Source organism: Mesorhizobium yinganensis (assembly GCF_040081985.1).
Classification (GTDB): Bacteria; Pseudomonadota; Alphaproteobacteria; order Rhizobiales; family Rhizobiaceae; genus Kumtagia; species Kumtagia yinganensis.
The window spans coordinates 134186-153069 of sequence record NZ_JBEBMH010000004.1; the positions used below are offsets into that span (position 1 = coordinate 134186).

Here is an 18884-nt window from a genome sequence, read left to right on the forward strand (position 1 = left end):
TCATGGTCTCGAGCCACCCCACCGGGCCACCTTTCGCTCCAGACGCGCCTCGCCCAGCCCTCAACCGGCCGGCTGATTTGCGATTGCCCGTCCCTCCGATCCTTCGTAGTATTTTCTCGGACATAACGAGGGTAGACCTATGAAAACGCTTCGCTTGCTTCTGGTCGCGGCCATGATCGCCTTTTCGCCCGCCGCGATGGCGCAGGACGCAACGGCCAAGGTCAATACCGTGGAACTCGACGGCGTCGGATCGGCCAAAATCCTGCTCGATCCAAAGGTTCTGGCGCAATTGCCGGCGGTCGAGGAGGACGTGACGTTCAAGACGTCCAAGGGTCCCTCCAGCGGCCACTACAAGGGTGTGCTGTTCTGGGACGTGCTCAAGGCCAACAAGGCGTTCAACGGGCTCGGACATAACGAGGAACTCGCCAAGACCTTCGTCGTCACCGGCCGCGACGGCTACCGGATCGCGTTCTCGGTCGGCGAGATTCATCCCGAATTCGGCAGCACCGCCATGATGATCGCCACCGAGGTGGACGGCAAGCCGTTCGACGACGGGCTCCGGGTAATCGTGCCCGGCGACCAGCGTGGCGCCCGCAACGTCAGGGAAGTGGTCAGGATCGAGTTGCACTAGTCAACTCCGCTTCAGCTTCGGGTCGAGCGCGTCGCGCAGCCCGTCGCCGATCAGGTTGATGGCGAGCACCGTGATCAGGATGGCAAGGCCGGGATAGGTCACCACCCACGGCGCGCGCAGGATGAACTCGCGGGCGGCGGCCAGCATCGTGCCCCATTCCGGCGTCGGCGGCTGCGCGCCCATGCCGAGGAAGCCGAGTGCGGCGGCCTCCAGAATGGCGTTGGAGAAGGAGAGCGTCGCCTGGACGATCAGCGGCGCGACGCAGTTGGGCAGGATCGTCACCAGCATCAGCCGCAGATGGCCGGCGCCCGCCACCTTGGCGGAGACTACATATTCGCGGTTCTTCTCCGCCATCACCGCCGCGCGCGTCAGCCGGGCGAAATGCGGCTGCAGCACGATGGCGATGGCCAGCATGGCGTTGAATAGGCCAGGCCCGAGGATCGCCACCAGCACAAGCGCCAGCAGCAACGACGGGAAGGCCAGGATGACGTCCATCACGCGCATGATCAGCGTATCGACCCAGCCGCGGAAATAACCGGCCAGCACGCCGAGCACGATGCCGCTGACCAGCGCGAAGACGACGACGACAAAACCGATGAACAGCGAATAGCGCGCGCCGTAGATCAGGCGCGAGAGGATGTCGCGGCCGACCGCGTCGGTGCCGAGCAAAAATTCCGCGCGTCCATCCGCGTACCAGGCGGGCGGCGTCAGCAGCGCGTCGCGATATTGCTCGTTCGGCGCATGCGGCGCGATCAGCGGCGCGAAGATCGCGATCAGGACCAGCAGGACGAAGACGACCAGGCCGGCGACGGCGCCCTTGTTGATGGAGAAATAATGCCAGAATTCGGCCAGCGCGCGGCGGCGGCCTCCGGTCGGCACTTCAGCGGAAAGTCCCTCGCCCGCGGTTTCGTCCGTCATGTCACTGCACCCTGATGCGCGGGTTGATGACCGCGTAGAGGAGATCGACGACCAGATTGACGGCCATCACGATGAGCGCGATCAGCAGCAGGCCGCTCTGCACCGCCACGTAGTCGCGCTTGCCGATCGAATCGATCATCCATTTGCCGATGCCCGGCCAGGAAAAGATCGTCTCGGTGAGGATTGCGCCGGCCATCAGCGTGCCGACCTGCAGGCCGATCGTGGTGACGACAGGGATCAGCGCGTTGCGGAACGCATGCAGGCCGATGACGCGGCGCGGCGAAAGTCCCTTGGCGCGCGCCGTTCGCACATAGTCCTCGCCCAGCACCTCGAGCATGGCCGAGCGCGTCTGCCGCGCGATGACGGCAAGCGGGATGGTGGCAAGCACGATGGACGGCAGGATCAGATGGCTGACCGCCGAGGCAAAGGCGCCGCTCTTGCCGGAAAGAAGGCTGTCGATCAGCATGAAGCCGGTCACCGGCTTGAAGAAATATTGCAGGCCGATGCGGCCAGAGACGGGGGTCCAGCCGAGATAACCGGAAAAAAAGATGATGAGCAGCAGGCCCCACCAGAAGATCGGCATCGAATAGCCGGTCAGCGCCACCCCCATCGTCGCCTGGTCGAACACCGACCCGCGCTTTACGGCTGCGAAAATGCCGGCCGGAATGCCGACCAGCACCGCGATGATCATGGCGACGGTGGCGAGTTCCAGCGTCGCCGGAAACAGCGCCGAAAACTCGCCGATGACCGGGCGCTTGGTGGCGATCGAGATGCCGAAGTCGCCGGTCAGCACGTTTCCGATATAGTTCAGGTACTGCATCCAGATCGGCTGGTCGTAGCCGAAGCGGACGATGAGTTCCTGGTAGCGCTCGGGGCTGACGCCGCGCTCGCCGGCCATCGCCAGGATCGGATCGCCGGGCAGCAGCCTCACGAAGGCGAAAGCGGCCAGCGATATGCCGAAGACGGTCGGCACGATCAGGGCCAGCTTATGAAGGATGTAACGGAGCATTTTGGATCAACCGCCGCGTCGTCCACCCTGCGGTGGATAAGACAACGGCGCTGGAGGTGAAGTCCAGCGCCGCCGTCGCTTTCATTGGCTCGTCTTACTCAGCGATGTCGACGCCGTCGAAACGGTGGATGCCGAGCGGATCCATCGCAAAGCCCGACACCTTCTTGGACATCGGCATGAACACCTTCGAATGCGCGATGGTCAGCCACGGAGCCTCGCGCTTGAACACGGCCTGCGCCTCTTCATAGATCTTGGTGCGCTCGGCAACGTCGGTCGTCGCCTTGCCGGCCAGAAGCAGCTTCTGGAACTCGTCGTTGCACCAGATCGCGTAGTTCGACTGGCCGATCGCGTCGCAGCCGAGCAGGAACAGGAAGTTGTCCGGATCGCCATTGTCACCGGTCCAGCCGAGCTGGAAGGCGCCGTCGCGGTCCTTGGCCTTGCCGCGCTCGCGGTATTCGGTCCACTCGTAGCTGACGATCTCGGCCTTGACGCCAACCTTGGCGTAGTCGGCCTGGATCAGTTCGGCGACGCGCTGGGCGTTCGGGTTGTAGGGACGGCTGACCGGCATGGCCCAGATCTTCATCGACAGATCCTTGACGCCCGAGGCGTCGAGCATCTTCTTGGCTTCTTCCGGATTGTATTCGTCGTCCTTGATCGCGTCGTTGTAGGACCACATGGTCGGCGGGATCGGGTTCTTCGCCACCTGGCCGGCGCCCTGATAGACGGCGTCGATGATGGCCTGCTTGTTCACCGCCATGTTCAGCGCCTTGCGCACCTCGACCTTGTCGAACGGCGCCTGGGTGGTGTTGTAGGCGAGATAGCCGATGTTCAGGCCTTCCTGCTCATCCACCTTCAGGTTCTCGTCGGCCTGCAGGCCGGCAATGTCGGCGGGAGCCGGATAGGACATGATGTGGCATTCGCCCGCCTTCAGCTTCTGGGCGCGCACGGCCGGATCGGGCGTGATGGCGAAGATCAGGTCGTCGATCTTCTGGCGTCCGCCAAAATAGCCGTCCCAGGCGGCGTAGCGGATGACGGCGTCCACCTGATAGTCGACGAACTGGAAGGGACCCGTGCCGATCGGCTTCTGGGTGAACAGTTCCTTGGTTCCGGCCTTTTCAAGGCTGTCGGCATATTCCTTGGAGACGATCGAGGCGAAGTCCATGCCGAGGTCAGGCAGGAACGCCACTTCCGGCTTGTTAAGCACGAATTTGACGGTCAGCGGGTCGACGACAACGATCTCCTTGAGAAGATCCGGGAAGCCCATGCCGGCGAAATATTCCCAGCCGGTGCCGGGCAGATATTCGAACCAGGGGTTCTCCTTCTTCCACTGACGCTCGAACGAGAACTTGACGTCCTCGGCATTGAGGTCGCGGGTCGGGGTGAAATAGTCGGTCGTCTGGAATTTTACGCCGGACTTCAGCTTGAAGGTGTATTCCAGGCCGTCGTCGGAAACGGTCCAGCTTTCTGCAAGGCCGGGCGAAATGGTCGTCTTGCCATGGTCGAATTCGACCAGACGCGAGTAGATGGTCCGCGACGAAGCGTCGAAATCATTGCCGCCGCTCCATGGCGAAGGATCGAAGCCGGCCGGCGAGGCCTCTGAACAGTAGACCAGCGTTTTGGCATTGGCCATGCCGGTCATCGCGGTCGCAGCAAGAAGCGCGGCCGCGAAAGTCAGTTTCCTTATCATTGGTTACTCCCTGATATTTCTTCCAAGCCCCTCTAGCAGGCTCGCGAAGGCGGCATATAAGCACCGTTTTCAAGGGTTTGGAACACCCCATACGATTTCCCCTTGGGAAGATAATGATTTTGTTGTGCAGCTCGGATTTTTGGATTTTCTTTCTCCTGGCCGCAATTTTTCACCATTGCGGAAGGTATGGATGTAGCGTGTCCGGCTCGGCCTCGGCGGGGTATCCGCCAAGCTTCCTCCACCGCCGCCGGGATGACGCCGCGTGAGCGCGGTTGTATCGCGCGAGACTTGCCACCGCCGAAGCCGGCGCACTACAACTGTTTGAGCTTTCGCTTGCCTCGATGTTGGGAACGAGGAAGCGATCGCCGACGGGAGGTATCATGGCGACATCCACAAGCGAGGCGGGCGTGCCTGTCGCAAGGCCTTGGCTCAAGAGCTATCCCAGCGCGGTTCCCGCCGAGATCGGGCCGCTTCCGGATCGGTCGATCGGCGATCTGCTGGTCGGCGCCTGCAAGCGCTATTCCGGCCGCGCCGCCTTTGCCTGCATGGGCAAGGCGATGACCTTTGCCGAGCTGGAGGCGAAATCGGCCGCCTTCGGCGCCTTCCTGCAAGCGAAGGGCCTCCCCAAGGGCGCGCGCGTCGCGATCATGATGCCGAACGTCCTGCAATACCCCGTCGCGATGATGGGCATCCTGCGCGCCGGCTACATCGTGGTCAACGTCAACCCGCTCTACACGCCGCGCGAACTGGAACACCAGCTCAAGGATTCCGGCGCGGAGGCGATCGTCATCCTCGAAAACTTTGCCGCGACGCTGCAGGCGGTGGTTGCGCATACGTCGGTCAGGCATGTGGTCGTTGCGACCATGGGCGACATGCTCGGGCTCAAGGGCCTGATCGTCAATTTCGTCGTGCGCAAGGTCAAGAAGATGGTGCCGGCGTGGTCGCTGCCCGGCCACATATCCTTCCCCGCCGCTCTCAAGACCGGCAGCCGCCTGAAACCCGTCGAAGTCGGCCCCGACGACGTCGCCTTCCTGCAATATACGGGCGGCACGACCGGTGTGGCAAAGGGCGCGACGCTACTTCACCGCAACATCCTGTCCAATGTCGAGCAGTTGAAGCTGTGGGTCGAGGATGCCTACAGCGTCCGGGCAAAACCCGAAAACCTCACCTTCATCTGCGCGCTGCCGCTCTACCACATCTTCGCGCTGACCGTGAACGCGCTGATGGGCATGCAGCAGGGCGCGCTCAACATTCTGATCCCCAACCCGCGCGACATTGCGGGCTTCGTCAAGGAACTGGGAAAACAGCCCTACCACTTCTTCCCCGGCCTCAACACGCTGTTCAACGCGCTGATGAACAACGAGGATTTTCGCAAGCTCGATTTTTCTTCGCTGGTGCTCACCATGGCCGGCGGCATGGCCGTGCAGAAAGTCGTCGCCGACCGCTGGCTGGAGGTGACGAAGGTCAGCATCACAGAAGGCTACGGCCTGTCCGAGACCTCGCCCGTCGCCACCGCCAACCGCGCCAACGGCACGGCCTTTTCCAACACGATCGGCCTGCCGCTCCCCTCCACCGACATCGCCATCCGCGACGACGACGGCAACGACCTGCCGCTCGGCCAGGTCGGCGAGATCTGCATAAGAGGCCCGCAAGTGATGGCCGGCTACTGGAACCGGCCGGACGAGACCGCCAAGGTGATGACCGCCGACGGCTACTTCAAATCCGGCGACATGGGTTTCATGGACGAGCGCGGCTACACCAAGATCGTCGACCGCAAGAAGGACATGATCCTGGTTTCCGGCTTCAACGTCTATCCGAACGAACTGGAGGACGTGGTCGCCCGCCTGCCCGGCGTGCTCGAAGTCGCCGCCGTCGGCGTGCCCGACGAACATTCCGGCGAAGTGCCGAAACTCTTCATCGTCAAGAAGGACCAGGCGCTGACCGAGGACGCCGTGCGCGACTTCTGCAAGGAAAACCTCACCGGCTACAAGCGCCCGCGCTACATCGAATTCCGCACCGAACTGCCGAAAACGCCGGTAGGCAAGATTCTGCGGCGGGCGCTGAGGGGATAACCGGATCGGCAAAGCGACGCATTGTTGCGCCCGGTTTAAACCGCTGTTCAGCATTGCACGGCAAGGTCACGCGGCCGTACTTTGGCAGGTCTAAGGGGGTGAGGATGACAACAGACACAACGCCGGTCTTCGACAAGGCCTTGCGGCTTCCCGCCGTGGCGCTGCTTTCGCTGGGTTTGACGGCCCCTCATGCGCTGGCCCAATCCATCCCCGTCCAACTCGGCCCCACGCCGCCCGAAGACGTCATGCCGTTGGCCGGCAAGGGGCTGGAGACCGCGCTGGCGGCGCTGCCCGGCTATGTCGCGGAGACGATGCAACGCAGCAACGTGCCGGGTGTGGCGGTGGCCGTGGTGCATGGCGGCGAAACGGTGTTCGCCCAGGGTTTCGGCCTGCGCAAGATCGGCGATCCCGCGCCGGTCGATCCGACCACCGTCTTCCAGGTCGCGTCGGTGTCGAAGTCGATCTCGGCGACGGTTGCGGCAATGCAGGTCGGCAAGGGCATCGTCGGCTGGAATGACGCCGTCTCCAGCCGCATGCCGGGGTTCGCGCTGAGCGACCCCTACGTGTCCGCCCACGCCACCATCGGCGATTTCTTCGCGCACCGCTCCGGCCTGCCGTTCGAGGCCGGCGACGACCTTGAGGACCTCGGTTTTTCGCGCGCCGACATCATTGCGCGGCTGTCGCAATTGCCGCTGGATTCGTTCCGCGCCTCCTATCACTACGCCAATTTCGGCACGACGATCGCTGCCGAGGCGGTTGCCGCGGCGTCCGGGCAGTCCTGGGAAGATCTGGCGCAAAATGTGCTCTACAAACCTCTGGGCATGACCTCGACCAGTTCACGCCACGCCGACTATCTGGCGCGGCCCAATCGCGCGGTGCTGCACGCGCTCGTCGACGGCCGGTTCCAGCCGCTCTACGACCGCGATCCGGATGCACAGGCACCGGCGGGAGGCGTGTCGTCGAACGTGCTCGATCTCGCCGAATGGCTGAAACTGCTGCTCGGCACGCGCGCCGGCGAACCCGTGATCGACGGAAAGGCGCTTCAGCCGGCAATCACCGCGCAGTCGTTCAGCGCGCCTGCGCATGCGGCTGACGCCCGCTCCGGCTTCTACGGCTACGGCTTCAATGTCGGCGTCCATCCCAACGGACGCACCGTGATGAGCCATTCCGGCGCCTTCCTGCTCGGTGCCGGCACCAATTTCCAGATCCTGCCATCGGCGGATGTCGGCATCGTCGTCTTGACCAACGGCTCGCCGGTGGGCGCGGCGGAAGGCATTGCCGCTCAGTTCATGGACACGGTCCAGTACGGCGCGCCGATCCGCGATTGGTATGGTCTGTTCAACGGCATGATGATGGGCTTCTACAATCCCGAAGGCGACCTGGCGGGCCAGCAGCCGCCGGCCGATCCGAAACCCGCCGGGCCGCTTGCCGGCTACGCCGGCGAATACGGCAACGCCTATTACGGCCCGGCGCAGGTGACGGTCGACGGCGACCGCCTGACCCTGACGCTCGGGCCGGCCGGCAAGCGTTTTCCCCTGCAGCCATGGGATGGCGATACCTTCGCCATGATGCCGACCGGCGAGAACGCTCCGGCGGGCTCGAAGTCTTCCGTCCGCTTCGCCACGCAGAACGGCGCCGCGACGGGCCTCACCATCGACTTCTACAATGGCAACGGCCTGGGCACCTGGCAGCAATGAGCGGCGTCAGGCCGGCCGCCGGTGCGCCGGTCCGTCCGGCGCCAATGGAACGCGGCGGCTATAACGAACGGTCGCGCCTTCAGGCCGGCGGCGGTGCGCACGGACTGCCGGTGATCGCGCGGGCCTTCGAGCGGATGCCGCTCGGCGACGGACCGCTCACCATCGCCGACTATGGCTGCGCGCAGGGCCGCAATTCGCTTGCCCCGATAAGCGCCACCATTGCTGAAATCCGCGCCAGGCTGGGCGTCGATGCTCCCGTCTCGGTCGTCCACACCGACCAGCCGGACAATGATTTCGCGACGCTTTTCGCCTTGCTGCGCGACAGCGAGGACAGCTATCTCCGCGAACCCAACGTCTTCGCCTCGGCGGTCGGCCGCTCCTTCTACGAGCAGGTGCTGCCTTCCGAATCCGTCACCTTCGGCTGGTGTTCCTATGCCATCCACTGGCTGAGCGGCGCGCCTGTCGCGAGCGCCGGCCACATCTGGGGCCGGCTTACGACGGGAGAAATCCGCCGGGCCTTCGAGCGACGCTCGGCCGACGACTGGCGGATGTTCCTGACCCACCGCGCGGCGGAACTTCAGCCCGGGGGCTGCCTAGTGGTGGTCCAGCCCAGCATGCCCGGACACGAACCGTCGACCTTTCCTATGCTGATGGGATGGGCACAGGCCGAACTCGACGCCATGGCCGAGGACGGCACGCTGCGCCGGAGCGAGGCAGCCCGCATGACGGTGCTCTGCTACGAGCGTTACCCCGCCGACGTGCGCGCGCCGTTCGCGGACGGGGATTTTCGCGGTCTCGTGCTGGTCGAGGATTTTCTCAACGACCTGCCCGATCCGTTCTGGGGAGCCTATCAGGCGACCGGCGATGCGGAGACGCTCGCCGACAAATATGTCGGCTTCTTCCAGGCGCCGTTCCGGCCGTCGCTGCTGGCCGCGCTCGACCCCGACCGTGACGCCGGGTTCCGCAAAGCCTTTTCCGACCGGCTCGAAACCGGCCTTCGCAACCGCATCCTCGCGGAACCGCAGCCGCTGATGACGCCGCTCGCCGTGCATGTCTCGCTGATCCAGAAACAGATTTAGGCGGCTTCCCACGCTCTATCGGTATCCGGTGGCGTCAGCCGGCTTTCCAGCATCCTGGACTTCGACGACGTAGCGCCATGCGTCTGGCCGCGAGCCGTCGAGGTCGGTGAAGCCGTAGACCTTTGCCAGGCCGCCGCTCGACAATGACTGGCCGTTCCAGCGCGCGCGGTCGGGATCGGCCGCCAGCGCCGCGATCGCGCGGCCAACGAAACGCGGCGTCTCCGAGATGATGAAATGCGGCTCGATCTTCGTCCCCTCGCGCCAATTGTCCTCGCGCACCCCGTAATGTTCCAGCATCATTTCCGAACGCAGCCAGCCGGGCGTGATCGACACCGAAGTCGCTCCGTGCCGCGCCAGATCTTTGGCATGTGCCCACGCCATGCGGTTCACCGAAGTTTTCGCGAGATCGTAGAAGGGCGACAAGCGGTAATGATCTGAATTGTACTCGGCCGTGCCGTCGGTTACCTCGACCAGCAGCCCGCCCGGCCGTTCGATCATCAGCGGCAACGCAAAATGCGCGGTGATCAGATGGGTGTCGACGCCAAGCCGCAACAACCGCAGGCCGTTTTCCAGATCGTGGTCCCAGACCGGCTTGTTCCACTCGAACAGCATTTCGCCGCCCCAGACGTCGTTGACCAGAATGTCCAGCCGACCCTGCTCCGTGCGGATGCGCTCCACGAGTTCGCGAACCTCGTCCGGCACAAGATGGTCGACCCGCATGGCGATGCCCTTGCCGCCGGCAGCCGTGAGAAGTTCCCCCGTCTCCTCGATGGTCTCCGGCCGTTTGTATTCCGACTGCCGATGGCGCGTCGTGCGCCCGGTCACGTAGACCGTAGCTCCAGCCGCGCCGAGTTCCACCGCGATGCCCCTGCCTGCCCCGCGCGTCGCACCGGCGACGAGGGCGACTTTTCTATCCAGCGGCCGTTTGCTTTCGCTTGCCATCGTTTTCTCCCGCATCTCCCGAGTCGCCTCTGGCTATCGGCGTCAGAATTATTTATAAACAATCGTTCGTTTATGAATCGGAGTCAAGATGCCACGCAAGAAGGTCCTGCCAGACGACCGCGTGCTCGATGCGGCGCTCGAGATGCTCCACGGCAGCGGCCCGGAAGCACTGACCTTCGCGGCGCTCGCGAAAGCCAGCGGGCTTTCCGGCGCAACGCTCGTGCAACGCTTCGGCAGCAAGGACCGGCTCAAGCAGGCCGCGCTGCTGCGGGCTTGGGACACGCTTGACGAAAAGACCGCGCGGCTCGACGCCGAAATGCCGAAAACGCCCGATGGCGCCATCGCCCTGCTGGTCGCGCTCTCCGGCAGCTATGGCGGCATCGAAGCCTATGCCGAGGGGCTGATGGTGCTGCGCGAGGATTTTCGCGACCCGGTTTTGCGGGCGCGCGGCGCCGCTTGGAAAATCACGCTATGCAAGGCGCTCGACGCCTGTTTCGCGAAAACCCAAGGCACGCCGGAAGGCATCGGCCTGCTGATGGCCTCGCACTGGCAGGGATCGTTGCTGTGGTGGGGTTTTGGACCCGACTGGCCTGTGCAGGATTTCGTCGCCGACAGTTTGAAGGGCTTCGTGGCGGCGATGATCGAGCCGGCAGCGTCGAGCAAGCAATAATTCTGGAGGCCTCGCCTTCACCTCCCCGCCGTCTTATGGTTTCCGCGGGACACGTCCGCCGGGGGAAATATGGCTGAGGAAATCGACGCAATAAGAACGCTGCTCACGTCGCAGCCCAGGCCGGCAAGCCTGGCGGAGCGGCGGCAGCGGCTGGACTCGGTGGCATCGGTCTATGGCGTCGCGCCGGATATACAGTTCCGGCCCGAGACTGTCGGAGGATGCGAGGCGGAATGGTCGCTTGCGCCGGGCAGCGACCCATCGAAAGTCCTGCTCTATTTTCACGGCGGCGGCTATTGCTCCGGTTCGATCACAAGCCATCGGAGCATGGTCAGCGAGATCGGCCGCGCGGCAAAAGTGCGCACGCTGGCGCTGGCCTACCGGCTGGCGCCGGAAAATCCGTTCCCAGCGGCGCTGGACGATGCAACGGCCGCCTTCGAATTTCTGCTTGGCCAAGACATCGCCCCGAACCGCATCGCCATCGGCGGCGACAGTGCCGGGGGCGGCCTGTCACTGGCTCTGATGCAGCGGCTGCGCGACAAGAAAAACCCGCTGCCGGCCGCTGCATGGCTGGTCTCGCCCTGGGTCGACCTGCAAATGACTGGGGCAACCCTCGACAGCAAAACGGCCATCGATCCGCTCATCCATCGAGACTATCTGGAGCAGCTCGCCGCCAACTACCTCGCCGGCCACGACCCGCGCGACCCGCTGGTCTCGCCGCTCTACGCCGACGTTTCCGGCCTGCCGCCGGTACTGGTTCAGGTCGGATCGGCCGAGACGCTGCTCGACGACGCGGTGCGGATCGCCGGAAAACTCGGCGCAGCGGATGTGCCGGCGACGCTGGAGATCTGGCCTCATATGATCCACGCCTGGCATCTGTGGTCGGCAAAACTCACGGCGGGACGGCAGGCGACGCAATCGGCCGGGCGTTTCATCGCCGAGGCGCTGAGCGGCTGATTTATTTGGCCTTGTGTCGTCGAGGCGTGGCTATCGTCGGTTCTCCGCCGCCTCGCCCGGAACGCCGTGAGGTTCGAGCGCAAAAACCCAGGCAGGAGTCCGCGCCGCGCCATCGCCGAAGTCGGGCACGTCATAGTGCGCGACAGCGCGAAGCCGATGGCTCGGCAGCGGAGCGCGGCCGGGATCGCCGACCAGCACGTAAATACCGGCGGCAAGACATCGGTCCAGAAACGTGAGCATCGGCTTGGCGACGGCCTCGTCATAAAACACGTCGCCCGCCAGCACGACGTCGACGGCCGGCGGCGGGTCGTCCAGCACGTCGCCTTCGATCAACTCGACCGCTACGCCGTTTTCAACCGCATTGAGCCCGATGGCGACACGCGCATGGGCGTCCGTCTCGGCGGAGAACACGCTTGCCGCGCCGGCTTTCGCTGCCGCGATGCCGACCAGCCCGGACCCCGCGCCGAGATCGAGCACACGCCGGCCCATCACGGTTTCGGGTTTGTCCAGAACGTGCCGGGCAAGAGCCAGCCCACCAGCCCAGGCATAGGCCCAGTAGGGCGGTCTCCCCTGCCCGCCCGCTTTTGCAAGCCGCCACAGGCCGCTCGCCGGCGTCGCCGTATAGAGCCTGATTCCGGCCAGCCCGGCCACCCTCGCGACGCGCATCTTCTCGCGGATGAAACGCTCGCCGCTTACCTCGAGGCTGGAGCGGATTGGAGGCAAACGGGCTGTCTTCATGGAAAGCTTTCGACGATTGGCTTTGCAGCCACGACCTCCCTCATCCTGAGGTGCGAGCCCGTACAGCGGCAGATCGGTGAGCGATAACGCTGAAGGGCGAGCCTCGAAGGACGCACCATCCCGCCTACCGCGCCGCCAAAAACTCCGGCAGCTCTGCGATGGAGTTCAGCACCACGTCGGCGATCGGTTCGAGACTCTCGCGCGTGCCGGTGCCGGACAGCACCGCCACCGCAAGCCCTGCCCCAGCGGCATGCGCCATTTCGAGGTCGTGGCGGTTGTCGCCCACCATGGCGACCTGCGAGGGTTTCAGACCGGTCAGGTCGCAGAAGGCGTGCACGGCATCCGGCGCCGGTTTCGGATTGGCGACGCCGTCATATCCGTAAGCCGCGTCGAACATTTGCGCGACACCCAGCGCCAGCAGCGTCTTTTCCGCCCCGCCGGTGGAGTCGTTGGTAGCTACCCCCAGCCGGAAGCCGGCCGCATGAAGGGCTGCGATCGCCTCCTGGCTGCCAGGCAGCGGCACGGACTGCGCCGCGCCCTCTTCCGCCGTGAACCGGTCGAAGCCGACGGTCATGACGGCACGTTCGGCCGGCGGCACATGGGGATACCACAGCGCCACGATGTCGGCGTTGGCGCCGGCTGCGAACACCGAGTCCGCCCGAAAACAGTGGCGCTCGAAATCGTAGCCGGCGACAGTCATCAGCGCGTCCGCCTTCGCGCGGTCACCGCCCGCCGCCTGCAAGGCCAGCCTGTCGCCGATGGCGAACCACGTCGCCTGGAAGTCGACCAGCGTCCCGTCCTTGTCGAACAGGATTCCCCGAATGTCATTCAAGATGGCTTACCCTTCCCGTCTCAGCCTGTGGATATGCGCCACAAGCCCGGCGGTCGAAGCATCACCGGCGGCATGGGTTTTGCCCTCCACGACAGGCAGCAACGCGGTGGCCAGTTCCTTGCCCAATTCCACGCCCCACTGGTCGAACGAGTTGATGTCGAACAGCGCGCCCTCGACGAACACACGGTGCTCGTAGAGCGCGATCAGCCGGCCCAGCGTGCGGGGGTCGAGGACCTTGTAGAGGATGGTCACCGACGGCCGGTTGCCGGTGAAGACACGGTGCGGCGCGATCCTGTCCACCTCGTCCGCCTTCATGCCCTTGCCCAGCATCTGGATCTTGGCTTCCTCCAGGGTCCGGCCCTTCATCAGCGCCTCCGACTGCGCCAGGCAGTTGGAAAGCAGCAGGTCGTGATGATGCTTCAATTCCGGCTCGTGGCCCTCGGCGGCGGCCAGGAATTCGACCGGGATGAAATCCGTGCCCTGATGCAGCAACTGGAAGAAGGCGTGCTGGCCGTTGGTGCCGGGCTCGCCCCACACCAGCGGGCCGGTCGGCGTCGCGGCCTTGGCGCCGTCAAGCATCACGCCCTTGCCGTTGGACTCCATGTCGAGCTGCTGCAGATAGGCGGGCAGCCGCGACAAATGCTGGTCGTAGGGAATGACGGCGCGGGCCGGATAGCCGCAGACGACGCGGTGCCAGTAGCCGACCAGCCCCATGACAGCCGGAATGTTTTCCAGCAGCGGGGCGGTGCGGAAATGCTCGTCCATCTCATGCGCGCCCGCGAGAAACGCGCGGAAATTCTCGGCGCCTATGGCAATCATGATCGGCAGGCCGATCGCGCCCCACAGCGAATAGCGGCCGCCCACCCAATCCCAGAAGCCGAACACCCGGTCGGGCGCGATGCCGAAGGCCGCCACCTTCTCCAGCGCGGTCGACACGGCGCAGAAATGTTTTGCGGTCGCCGCCTCGCCGAGGGCCGCCGCCATCCATTTGCGCGCCGTCTCGGCATTGGTCATGGTCTCCACCGTGGTGAAGGTCTTCGAGGCGACGATGAACAGCGTCGTTTCCGGCGAAAGACCCTTCAGCGTGTCGTGCATATGCGCGCCGTCGATGTTCGACACGAAATGCGAGCGCGGCCCGTCGTGATAAGGCGCCAGCGCCAGCGTCGCCATCACCGGGCCCAAGTCCGAGCCGCCGATGCCGATATTGACCACGTCGGTGATTTTCTTGCCCGTCGCGCCGGTCGCCGAACCATCGCGCACCGCGCCGGCAAAACGCGCCATGGCGTCCAGCACCGCATGCACCTCGGGCATGACGTTCTCGCCGTCGACCATGACGGTCGTGCCTGCCGGGTTGCGCAGCGCCGTATGCAGCACGGCGCGGTTCTCGGTGATGTTGATCTTCTCGCCCGCAAACATCGCGGCGCGGCGCAGGTCGACCTTTGCCGCCTTGGCCAGCGCCTCCAGCAGCCGCATGGTCTCGGCGTCGACCGCGCATTTCGACCAGTCGAGCATCAGGTCGCCATCGGTCAGCGAAAACGCGCCGAAACGGCCGGGATCGTCTGCAAATGCTTTTCGCATGTCGGCGGGAGAACTTTTCTGGTGGGCTTTCAGCGCGTCGAGCGCGCTTTTCACGGCAGTGCTGGTCACGGCGGTACTCCGGTTGCTCGCGGGGTGCGGAGAGGGGTCTTGGCCAAGACCTAGCACGCCTTGCGCCGCCAGGGGAAAGTTTTGCTCGAATGATTCAATCGATTAGTATCACGAGCCCGACCTCGGCCATCTCTGGCCCGACCTCCAAGCATCACTGGCACAAATCCTTGCAATCAGAATTATTGATTGGCGCAAACCGTTGGACCAGGAATAGCATTCTCTGGTCCAGAAAAAGAGATGAAATCGATTCCAGCTTCGAGGAACGCCCGATGCCCCAGAGAAACGACGCGGCCATATGGTCCGGCCTTTTCCGCATTTCGGCAGAATCCGGCCAGACCCTGCAGGCGCAGATTCGCCAGGCGATCGTCGCCGCCATTCTCGACCGCCAGATCGCCGCCTCCATGCCGCTTCCCTCCTGCCGCATCCTGGCCGAGAAACTCGGCGTGGCGCGCGGCACGGTGGTGCTCGCCTTCCAGCAACTGGTGGACCAGGGTTTTCTCGTCGCCCGCGAGCGGCGCGGTCATTTCGTCAACCCCGAAGTGCTCGCCACGCCCGCAAAACCGCATCTGAAGCAGCCCGACACCACCAGCGAGGTCGACTGGAAAGCGCTGCGGCAGTTCGCGCCGAGCGAGATGCCGCGCCCCGCCAAGCACGAGAACTGGATCAAGTCGTCCTATCCGTTCGTATACGGCCAGTTCGACCCTGCGTTGTTCCCGACAGCCGAATGGCGCGAATGCAACCGCATGGCGCTGGCCGTTCTCGAGATCCGCAACTGGGCGGCCGACATGGTCGACCGCGACGACCCGCTGCTGATCGAGCAGATCCAGGCGCGGCTTCTGCCCCGGCGCGGCATCTTCGCCAATCCCGACGAGATCATCGTGACGCTCGGCGCGCAGAACGCACTCTACATGCTGTCGACGCTCTTGATGGCGAAGGGCACCAAGGTGGCGATGGAAGACCCCGGCTACCCCGATGCCCGCTCGATCTTTCGGCTGGCCGGCGCCGAGATCGCGCCGGTGCCGGTCGACCGCTCGGGCCTCGTAACCTCGTCTGTGCCTGACGATGCGAATTTCGTCTTCGTCACCCCCAGCCACCATTGCCCGACCATGGTGCCGATGAGCGCCGAGCGCCGACAGGATCTTCTGGCGCGCGCCAGCCGCAACGACCAGATCGTCATCGAGGACGGCTATGACAGCCAGTTGATCGACGAGGCGCCGCAGCAGGCGCTGAAGAGCCTCGACCGCTCGGGCCGCGTCATCTATGTCGGCTCGATGTCGAAGACGCTGGCACCCGGCCTGCGCATGGGCTACATCGTCGCCCCTGCCCCGCTGATCGCCGAACTCCGCGCCCTGCGCCGCTTCATGCTGCGCCATCCGCCGGCCAACAACCAGCGGGCCGTGGCGCTGTTCCTGTCGCTCGGCCACCACGAGGCGCTGGTACGCCGGCTGTCCGCCGCCTTCGAGGAGCGCCGCAAGCGGCTGTCGCACGCGATCTCCGCCTTCCTTCCCGAATGGCGCTCGACGGATTCGGCCGGCGGCACGTCGCTGTGGCTGGAAGGCCCGCGCGGCATCGATTCGCGCGGCCTTGCCGAGGCCGCTGCGGCGCGCAGCGTCATCATCGAGCCCGGCGACCGCTTCTTCGACCAGACGCCGAAGCCGACGCGCTTCATGCGGCTCGGCATCTCCTCGATCGCCCTGCAGCACATCGAACCCGGCATCCGCGAGCTGGCCACGGCGGCGGGGAGACGGCCGGCGGCGGCGTAGATAACGGCGAAGCTATCCCTCTGCTTTCACAGCAGGCAAATTCTGAATGCGCGTGCCCATGGCATTCGCATATGGACACCATCCTCTCCGATCCGGCTACGCCGGTCCGGAGAGGTATCACCCCCTTACCGGCCTTTCAGGCCACCGTTCTGGGGCGAGCCAGGAGAATTTGGCCGTGATAAGCGTTGACGAAAAGGAAGTGAACGTGCGCAATAAGCTGTCTCGGGGAAAATTCAAGGCAGCTTTCTTACTACAATGTCTAACCACCATCGGATCACAGCAATTGCGCTGTTAATAGTTATTGTCTCCGGTCTGGGAGTTTGTGCTCAAGATAGCATAGGACAGGACGGCCAAGCTAATGCCCAAGAGACTCAAGCTAATAATGCGCCGTGGTCTCTACCGGTTCAAATTATCGAAGATAAGGCTGAGACCAAGGCCAGGCAGAGCAGAGAAGAACGTTCCGAGCAGCGTGAAATCGACGACCTTGCTGCACAACAGGGAATGAATGAAACCACTGCGAAAATGGCTGACTATGCGCTGTATCAAACCATTCTCGTCGGAATAGGTACGGTTCTTCTATTCTATACCCTCTGGTTGACCAGCCAAGCCAACAGAGCGGCAGTACGCGCTGCCGTCGCTGCTGAAACAGCTAACGTTGGTATGAAGCAGGCGGCGGATAGCGCCCTCAAACAGGCCAAAGAAGCCAGCGCCGCCGCGCTCGATCAGAGCAAAGCCGATGTTACAGCCACTATGGCGCAAGCTAAGGAAGATGCTGCCGCTTCTCTTGAGCAAGCAAAGCGTACTGCTCTGCTCGATCTCCGGCCATACGTTGCGTTTTCGAGGCTTGAATTTGAGAAGGACTTTGTCGTTGAAGGCGGATCGTTTGAAATCCGTGTGAAGAACTTCGGCAGAACAGCCGCTCGCGAAATTAGCTTTACCCGATATGAGCGGTTCTTTCCGCCGGGGATTTGTTGTGCCTGAGATTTATCTGCTCGCGCCCAATCAAGAGGCCGCCATTGGACAGAAGCTGGACCTTGGAGAAGATGGCCTTGCCAAACTTCGGGCTGGTGAGCGCTATCTCCTGCACTTTGTCATAATCTATCACCCATTTCCCGGAGAGCTTCGGCACTTCGACGGCGACGACATGTTTGTCGAGTTCGAATGGCAAGACGGACAGATCAGGGGTTCTCGGCTTTCGATGACCCAGATAGAAAACCACCCTCACAATCGCCAAGGATAATTTTCCTAGGATTATTTACATCCCTGCTGATTGGTGCAACAATGACGCCGCCTAGCTGGAAAGGATGCGGCGGCGATGGATGGAACGGCGGCGATCAAGCAAAACCTGGAAGCGCTGAAGCGCATCCTCGTCATGCTCGTCGCCATGGCCGAGATGGGTGGCGGGATGCCGGGCGCTGGGGGCGTTGGCGCTGGGATGCCGGGCGCTGGGGGACAGTTTACTTTCTTTCCGCGGAAGGGCGAAGCCGCTTCAAGGCAGGTTCTGGCGGAAAAAAGTAAACTGTCCCCGGCACTTACCCTCCCCCGCCACCTCTATCTCGCCATCCTGCGGCTGCTGCGTCCGGCCGAAGCAGCGGCGCGGCGGCTGATCATCGCGGCCGCTCGCGGGATTGTGGTAACCCTTCCGCCGCTACGCCCGCGCAAGCCGAAACCCGCGACGTTGCGCGGGCCTCGCGCCTTCCTGCCAAAGGGCCCGAAGAAACGTCCCAAGCCCACCCCGCGCAGCTGGAGCCTGCCGCTGCTCGATCCGCCGCGGCGTCCGTTCCGCATCGCCCGCCGCGCCGTGCCCGCCCACGCCGCACCGCGCATCCTGGGCCTCGATTTCGGCGCGCCGTACCATCCGCTGCCACCACCTCCATCGCCCAACGATCCGATCGACTCCGCCCGTCTCGGCCAGCGCCTTGCGGCGCTCACCGCCGCGCTCGACGACCTGCCTGGACAAGCACAACGCTTCGCTCGCTGGAAGGCACGCCGCGACGCCGCAATCGCCCGGGACGGACCCGTCTCCGGCCGGCGCTCCCCGCTGCGGCGCGGACGTCCACCGGGCGGCCGGCTGTCGCGCTACGACCCCGTCGCGACCCATTCCCGAAAAATCCGCGAGGTCGACGAAATCCTGGCACACGCCCATGCGCTGGCCGTGCACGCCTTGGACAATCACGACTCGTCATGACGCCCGCGCCGAACGAACACGGCAACCTGGACGGCCACGGCGAATTTCCGCCGCCTG

At 64.3% G+C, this 18884-nt stretch carries 18 protein-coding genes; 10 read left to right on the forward strand and 8 right to left on the reverse strand.

Going from position 1 to position 18884, the window contains the following annotated elements; translation table 11 throughout:
* Positions 1-139: 139 nt before the first annotated feature.
* On the forward strand, positions 140-631 hold the full coding sequence (locus tag ABMA59_RS10780) for a hypothetical protein (protein ID WP_349005346.1): 492 nt from the start codon (positions 140-142) through the stop codon (positions 629-631).
* Here ABMA59_RS10780 and ABMA59_RS10785 read toward each other — a convergent pair whose 3' ends face one another.
* The 3 genes from ABMA59_RS10785 to ABMA59_RS10795 form a co-directional block, all read right to left on the reverse strand.
* A complete protein-coding gene (locus tag ABMA59_RS10785) occupies positions 632-1549 on the reverse strand; it encodes an ABC transporter permease subunit (RefSeq protein WP_349005347.1) in 918 nt (305 codons plus the stop codon).
* A gap of 1 nt (position 1550) precedes the next feature.
* Complete coding sequence (locus tag ABMA59_RS10790; protein WP_349005348.1) at positions 1551-2558, reverse strand: ABC transporter permease subunit; 1008 nt, start codon at positions 2556-2558, stop codon at positions 1551-1553.
* A 94-nt stretch (positions 2559-2652) separates the two neighbouring features.
* A complete protein-coding gene (locus ABMA59_RS10795; protein WP_349005349.1) occupies positions 2653-4245 on the reverse strand; it encodes an ABC transporter substrate-binding protein in 1593 nt (530 codons plus the stop codon).
* A gap of 341 nt (positions 4246-4586) precedes the next feature.
* On the opposite strand from ABMA59_RS10795, the gene ABMA59_RS10800 reads away from it, so the two are divergent.
* From ABMA59_RS10800 to ABMA59_RS10810, 3 genes are all read left to right on the forward strand, one after another.
* Positions 4587-6317, forward strand: coding sequence for a long-chain-fatty-acid--CoA ligase (locus ABMA59_RS10800; protein ID WP_425475903.1), 1731 nt, complete (start codon positions 4587-4589; stop codon positions 6315-6317).
* Between the two features lie 104 nt (positions 6318-6421).
* A complete protein-coding gene (locus tag ABMA59_RS10805; RefSeq protein WP_349005351.1) occupies positions 6422-8014 on the forward strand; it encodes a serine hydrolase in 1593 nt (530 codons plus the stop codon).
* The gene (locus tag ABMA59_RS10810) at positions 8011-9093 is read left to right on the forward strand and encodes a class I SAM-dependent methyltransferase (RefSeq protein ID WP_349005352.1); all 1083 of its coding nucleotides are present in this window, start codon (positions 8011-8013) and stop codon (positions 9091-9093) included. Before ABMA59_RS10805 ends, ABMA59_RS10810 begins: the two co-directional genes overlap by 4 nt.
* A gap of 15 nt (positions 9094-9108) precedes the next feature.
* Here ABMA59_RS10810 and ABMA59_RS10815 read toward each other — a convergent pair whose 3' ends face one another.
* On the reverse strand, positions 9109-10035 hold the full coding sequence (locus ABMA59_RS10815) for an SDR family oxidoreductase (protein ID WP_349005353.1): 927 nt from the start codon (positions 10033-10035) through the stop codon (positions 9109-9111).
* A gap of 88 nt (positions 10036-10123) precedes the next feature.
* Between ABMA59_RS10815 and ABMA59_RS10820 the strand changes: the two genes are divergently transcribed.
* Both ABMA59_RS10820 and ABMA59_RS10825 read left to right on the forward strand, forming a co-directional pair.
* On the forward strand, positions 10124-10705 hold the full coding sequence (locus ABMA59_RS10820; RefSeq protein ID WP_349005354.1) for a TetR/AcrR family transcriptional regulator: 582 nt from the start codon (positions 10124-10126) through the stop codon (positions 10703-10705).
* Between the two features lie 69 nt (positions 10706-10774).
* Positions 10775-11659, forward strand: coding sequence for an alpha/beta hydrolase (locus ABMA59_RS10825; RefSeq protein ID WP_349005355.1), 885 nt, complete (start codon positions 10775-10777; stop codon positions 11657-11659).
* Positions 11660-11689: 30 nt separating this feature from the next.
* Here ABMA59_RS10825 and ABMA59_RS10830 read toward each other — a convergent pair whose 3' ends face one another.
* From ABMA59_RS10830 to pgi, 3 genes are all read right to left on the reverse strand, one after another.
* Complete coding sequence (locus ABMA59_RS10830; RefSeq protein WP_349005356.1) at positions 11690-12397, reverse strand: class I SAM-dependent methyltransferase; 708 nt, start codon at positions 12395-12397, stop codon at positions 11690-11692.
* Positions 12398-12521: 124 nt separating this feature from the next.
* On the reverse strand, positions 12522-13229 hold the full coding sequence (locus tag ABMA59_RS10835) for an HAD family hydrolase (RefSeq protein ID WP_349005357.1): 708 nt from the start codon (positions 13227-13229) through the stop codon (positions 12522-12524).
* 6 nt (positions 13230-13235) lie between these two features.
* Positions 13236-14876, reverse strand: a complete 1641-nt coding sequence (gene pgi, locus ABMA59_RS10840) for a glucose-6-phosphate isomerase (protein WP_349005358.1) — start codon at positions 14874-14876, stop codon at positions 13236-13238.
* A 269-nt stretch (positions 14877-15145) separates the two neighbouring features.
* Between pgi and pdxR the strand changes: the two genes are divergently transcribed.
* Genes pdxR through ABMA59_RS10855 form a run of 3 tightly spaced genes read left to right on the forward strand, consistent with a single transcriptional unit; the run spans position 15146 to position 17620 of the window.
* Positions 15146-16639: a MocR-like pyridoxine biosynthesis transcription factor PdxR gene (gene pdxR / locus ABMA59_RS10845; protein WP_349005359.1), complete on the forward strand. Its 1494-nt coding sequence runs from the start codon at positions 15146-15148 to the stop codon at positions 16637-16639.
* A 58-nt stretch (positions 16640-16697) separates the two neighbouring features.
* Positions 16698-16934, forward strand: coding sequence for a DUF6471 domain-containing protein (locus tag ABMA59_RS10850; RefSeq protein ID WP_349005559.1), 237 nt, complete (start codon positions 16698-16700; stop codon positions 16932-16934).
* Positions 16895-17620 carry a hypothetical protein gene (locus tag ABMA59_RS10855; protein ID WP_349005360.1) on the forward strand — a complete coding sequence of 242 codons (726 nt, stop codon included), beginning with the start codon at positions 16895-16897 and terminating at the stop codon, positions 17618-17620. Before ABMA59_RS10850 ends, ABMA59_RS10855 begins: the two co-directional genes overlap by 40 nt.
* Here ABMA59_RS10855 and ABMA59_RS10860 read toward each other — a convergent pair.
* Positions 17574-17873 carry a hypothetical protein gene (locus ABMA59_RS10860; RefSeq protein ID WP_349005361.1) on the reverse strand — a complete coding sequence of 100 codons (300 nt, stop codon included), beginning with the start codon at positions 17871-17873 and terminating at the stop codon, positions 17574-17576. The genes ABMA59_RS10855 and ABMA59_RS10860 overlap by 47 nt on opposite strands.
* An 81-nt stretch (positions 17874-17954) precedes the next feature.
* Here ABMA59_RS10860 and ABMA59_RS10865 point away from each other — a divergent pair, with 81 nt between their 5' ends.
* Entirely contained in the window at positions 17955-18827 is an 873-nt protein-coding gene (locus ABMA59_RS10865; protein WP_349005362.1) for a hypothetical protein, read from the forward strand.
* The last annotated feature ends 57 nt before the right edge of the window (positions 18828-18884 follow it).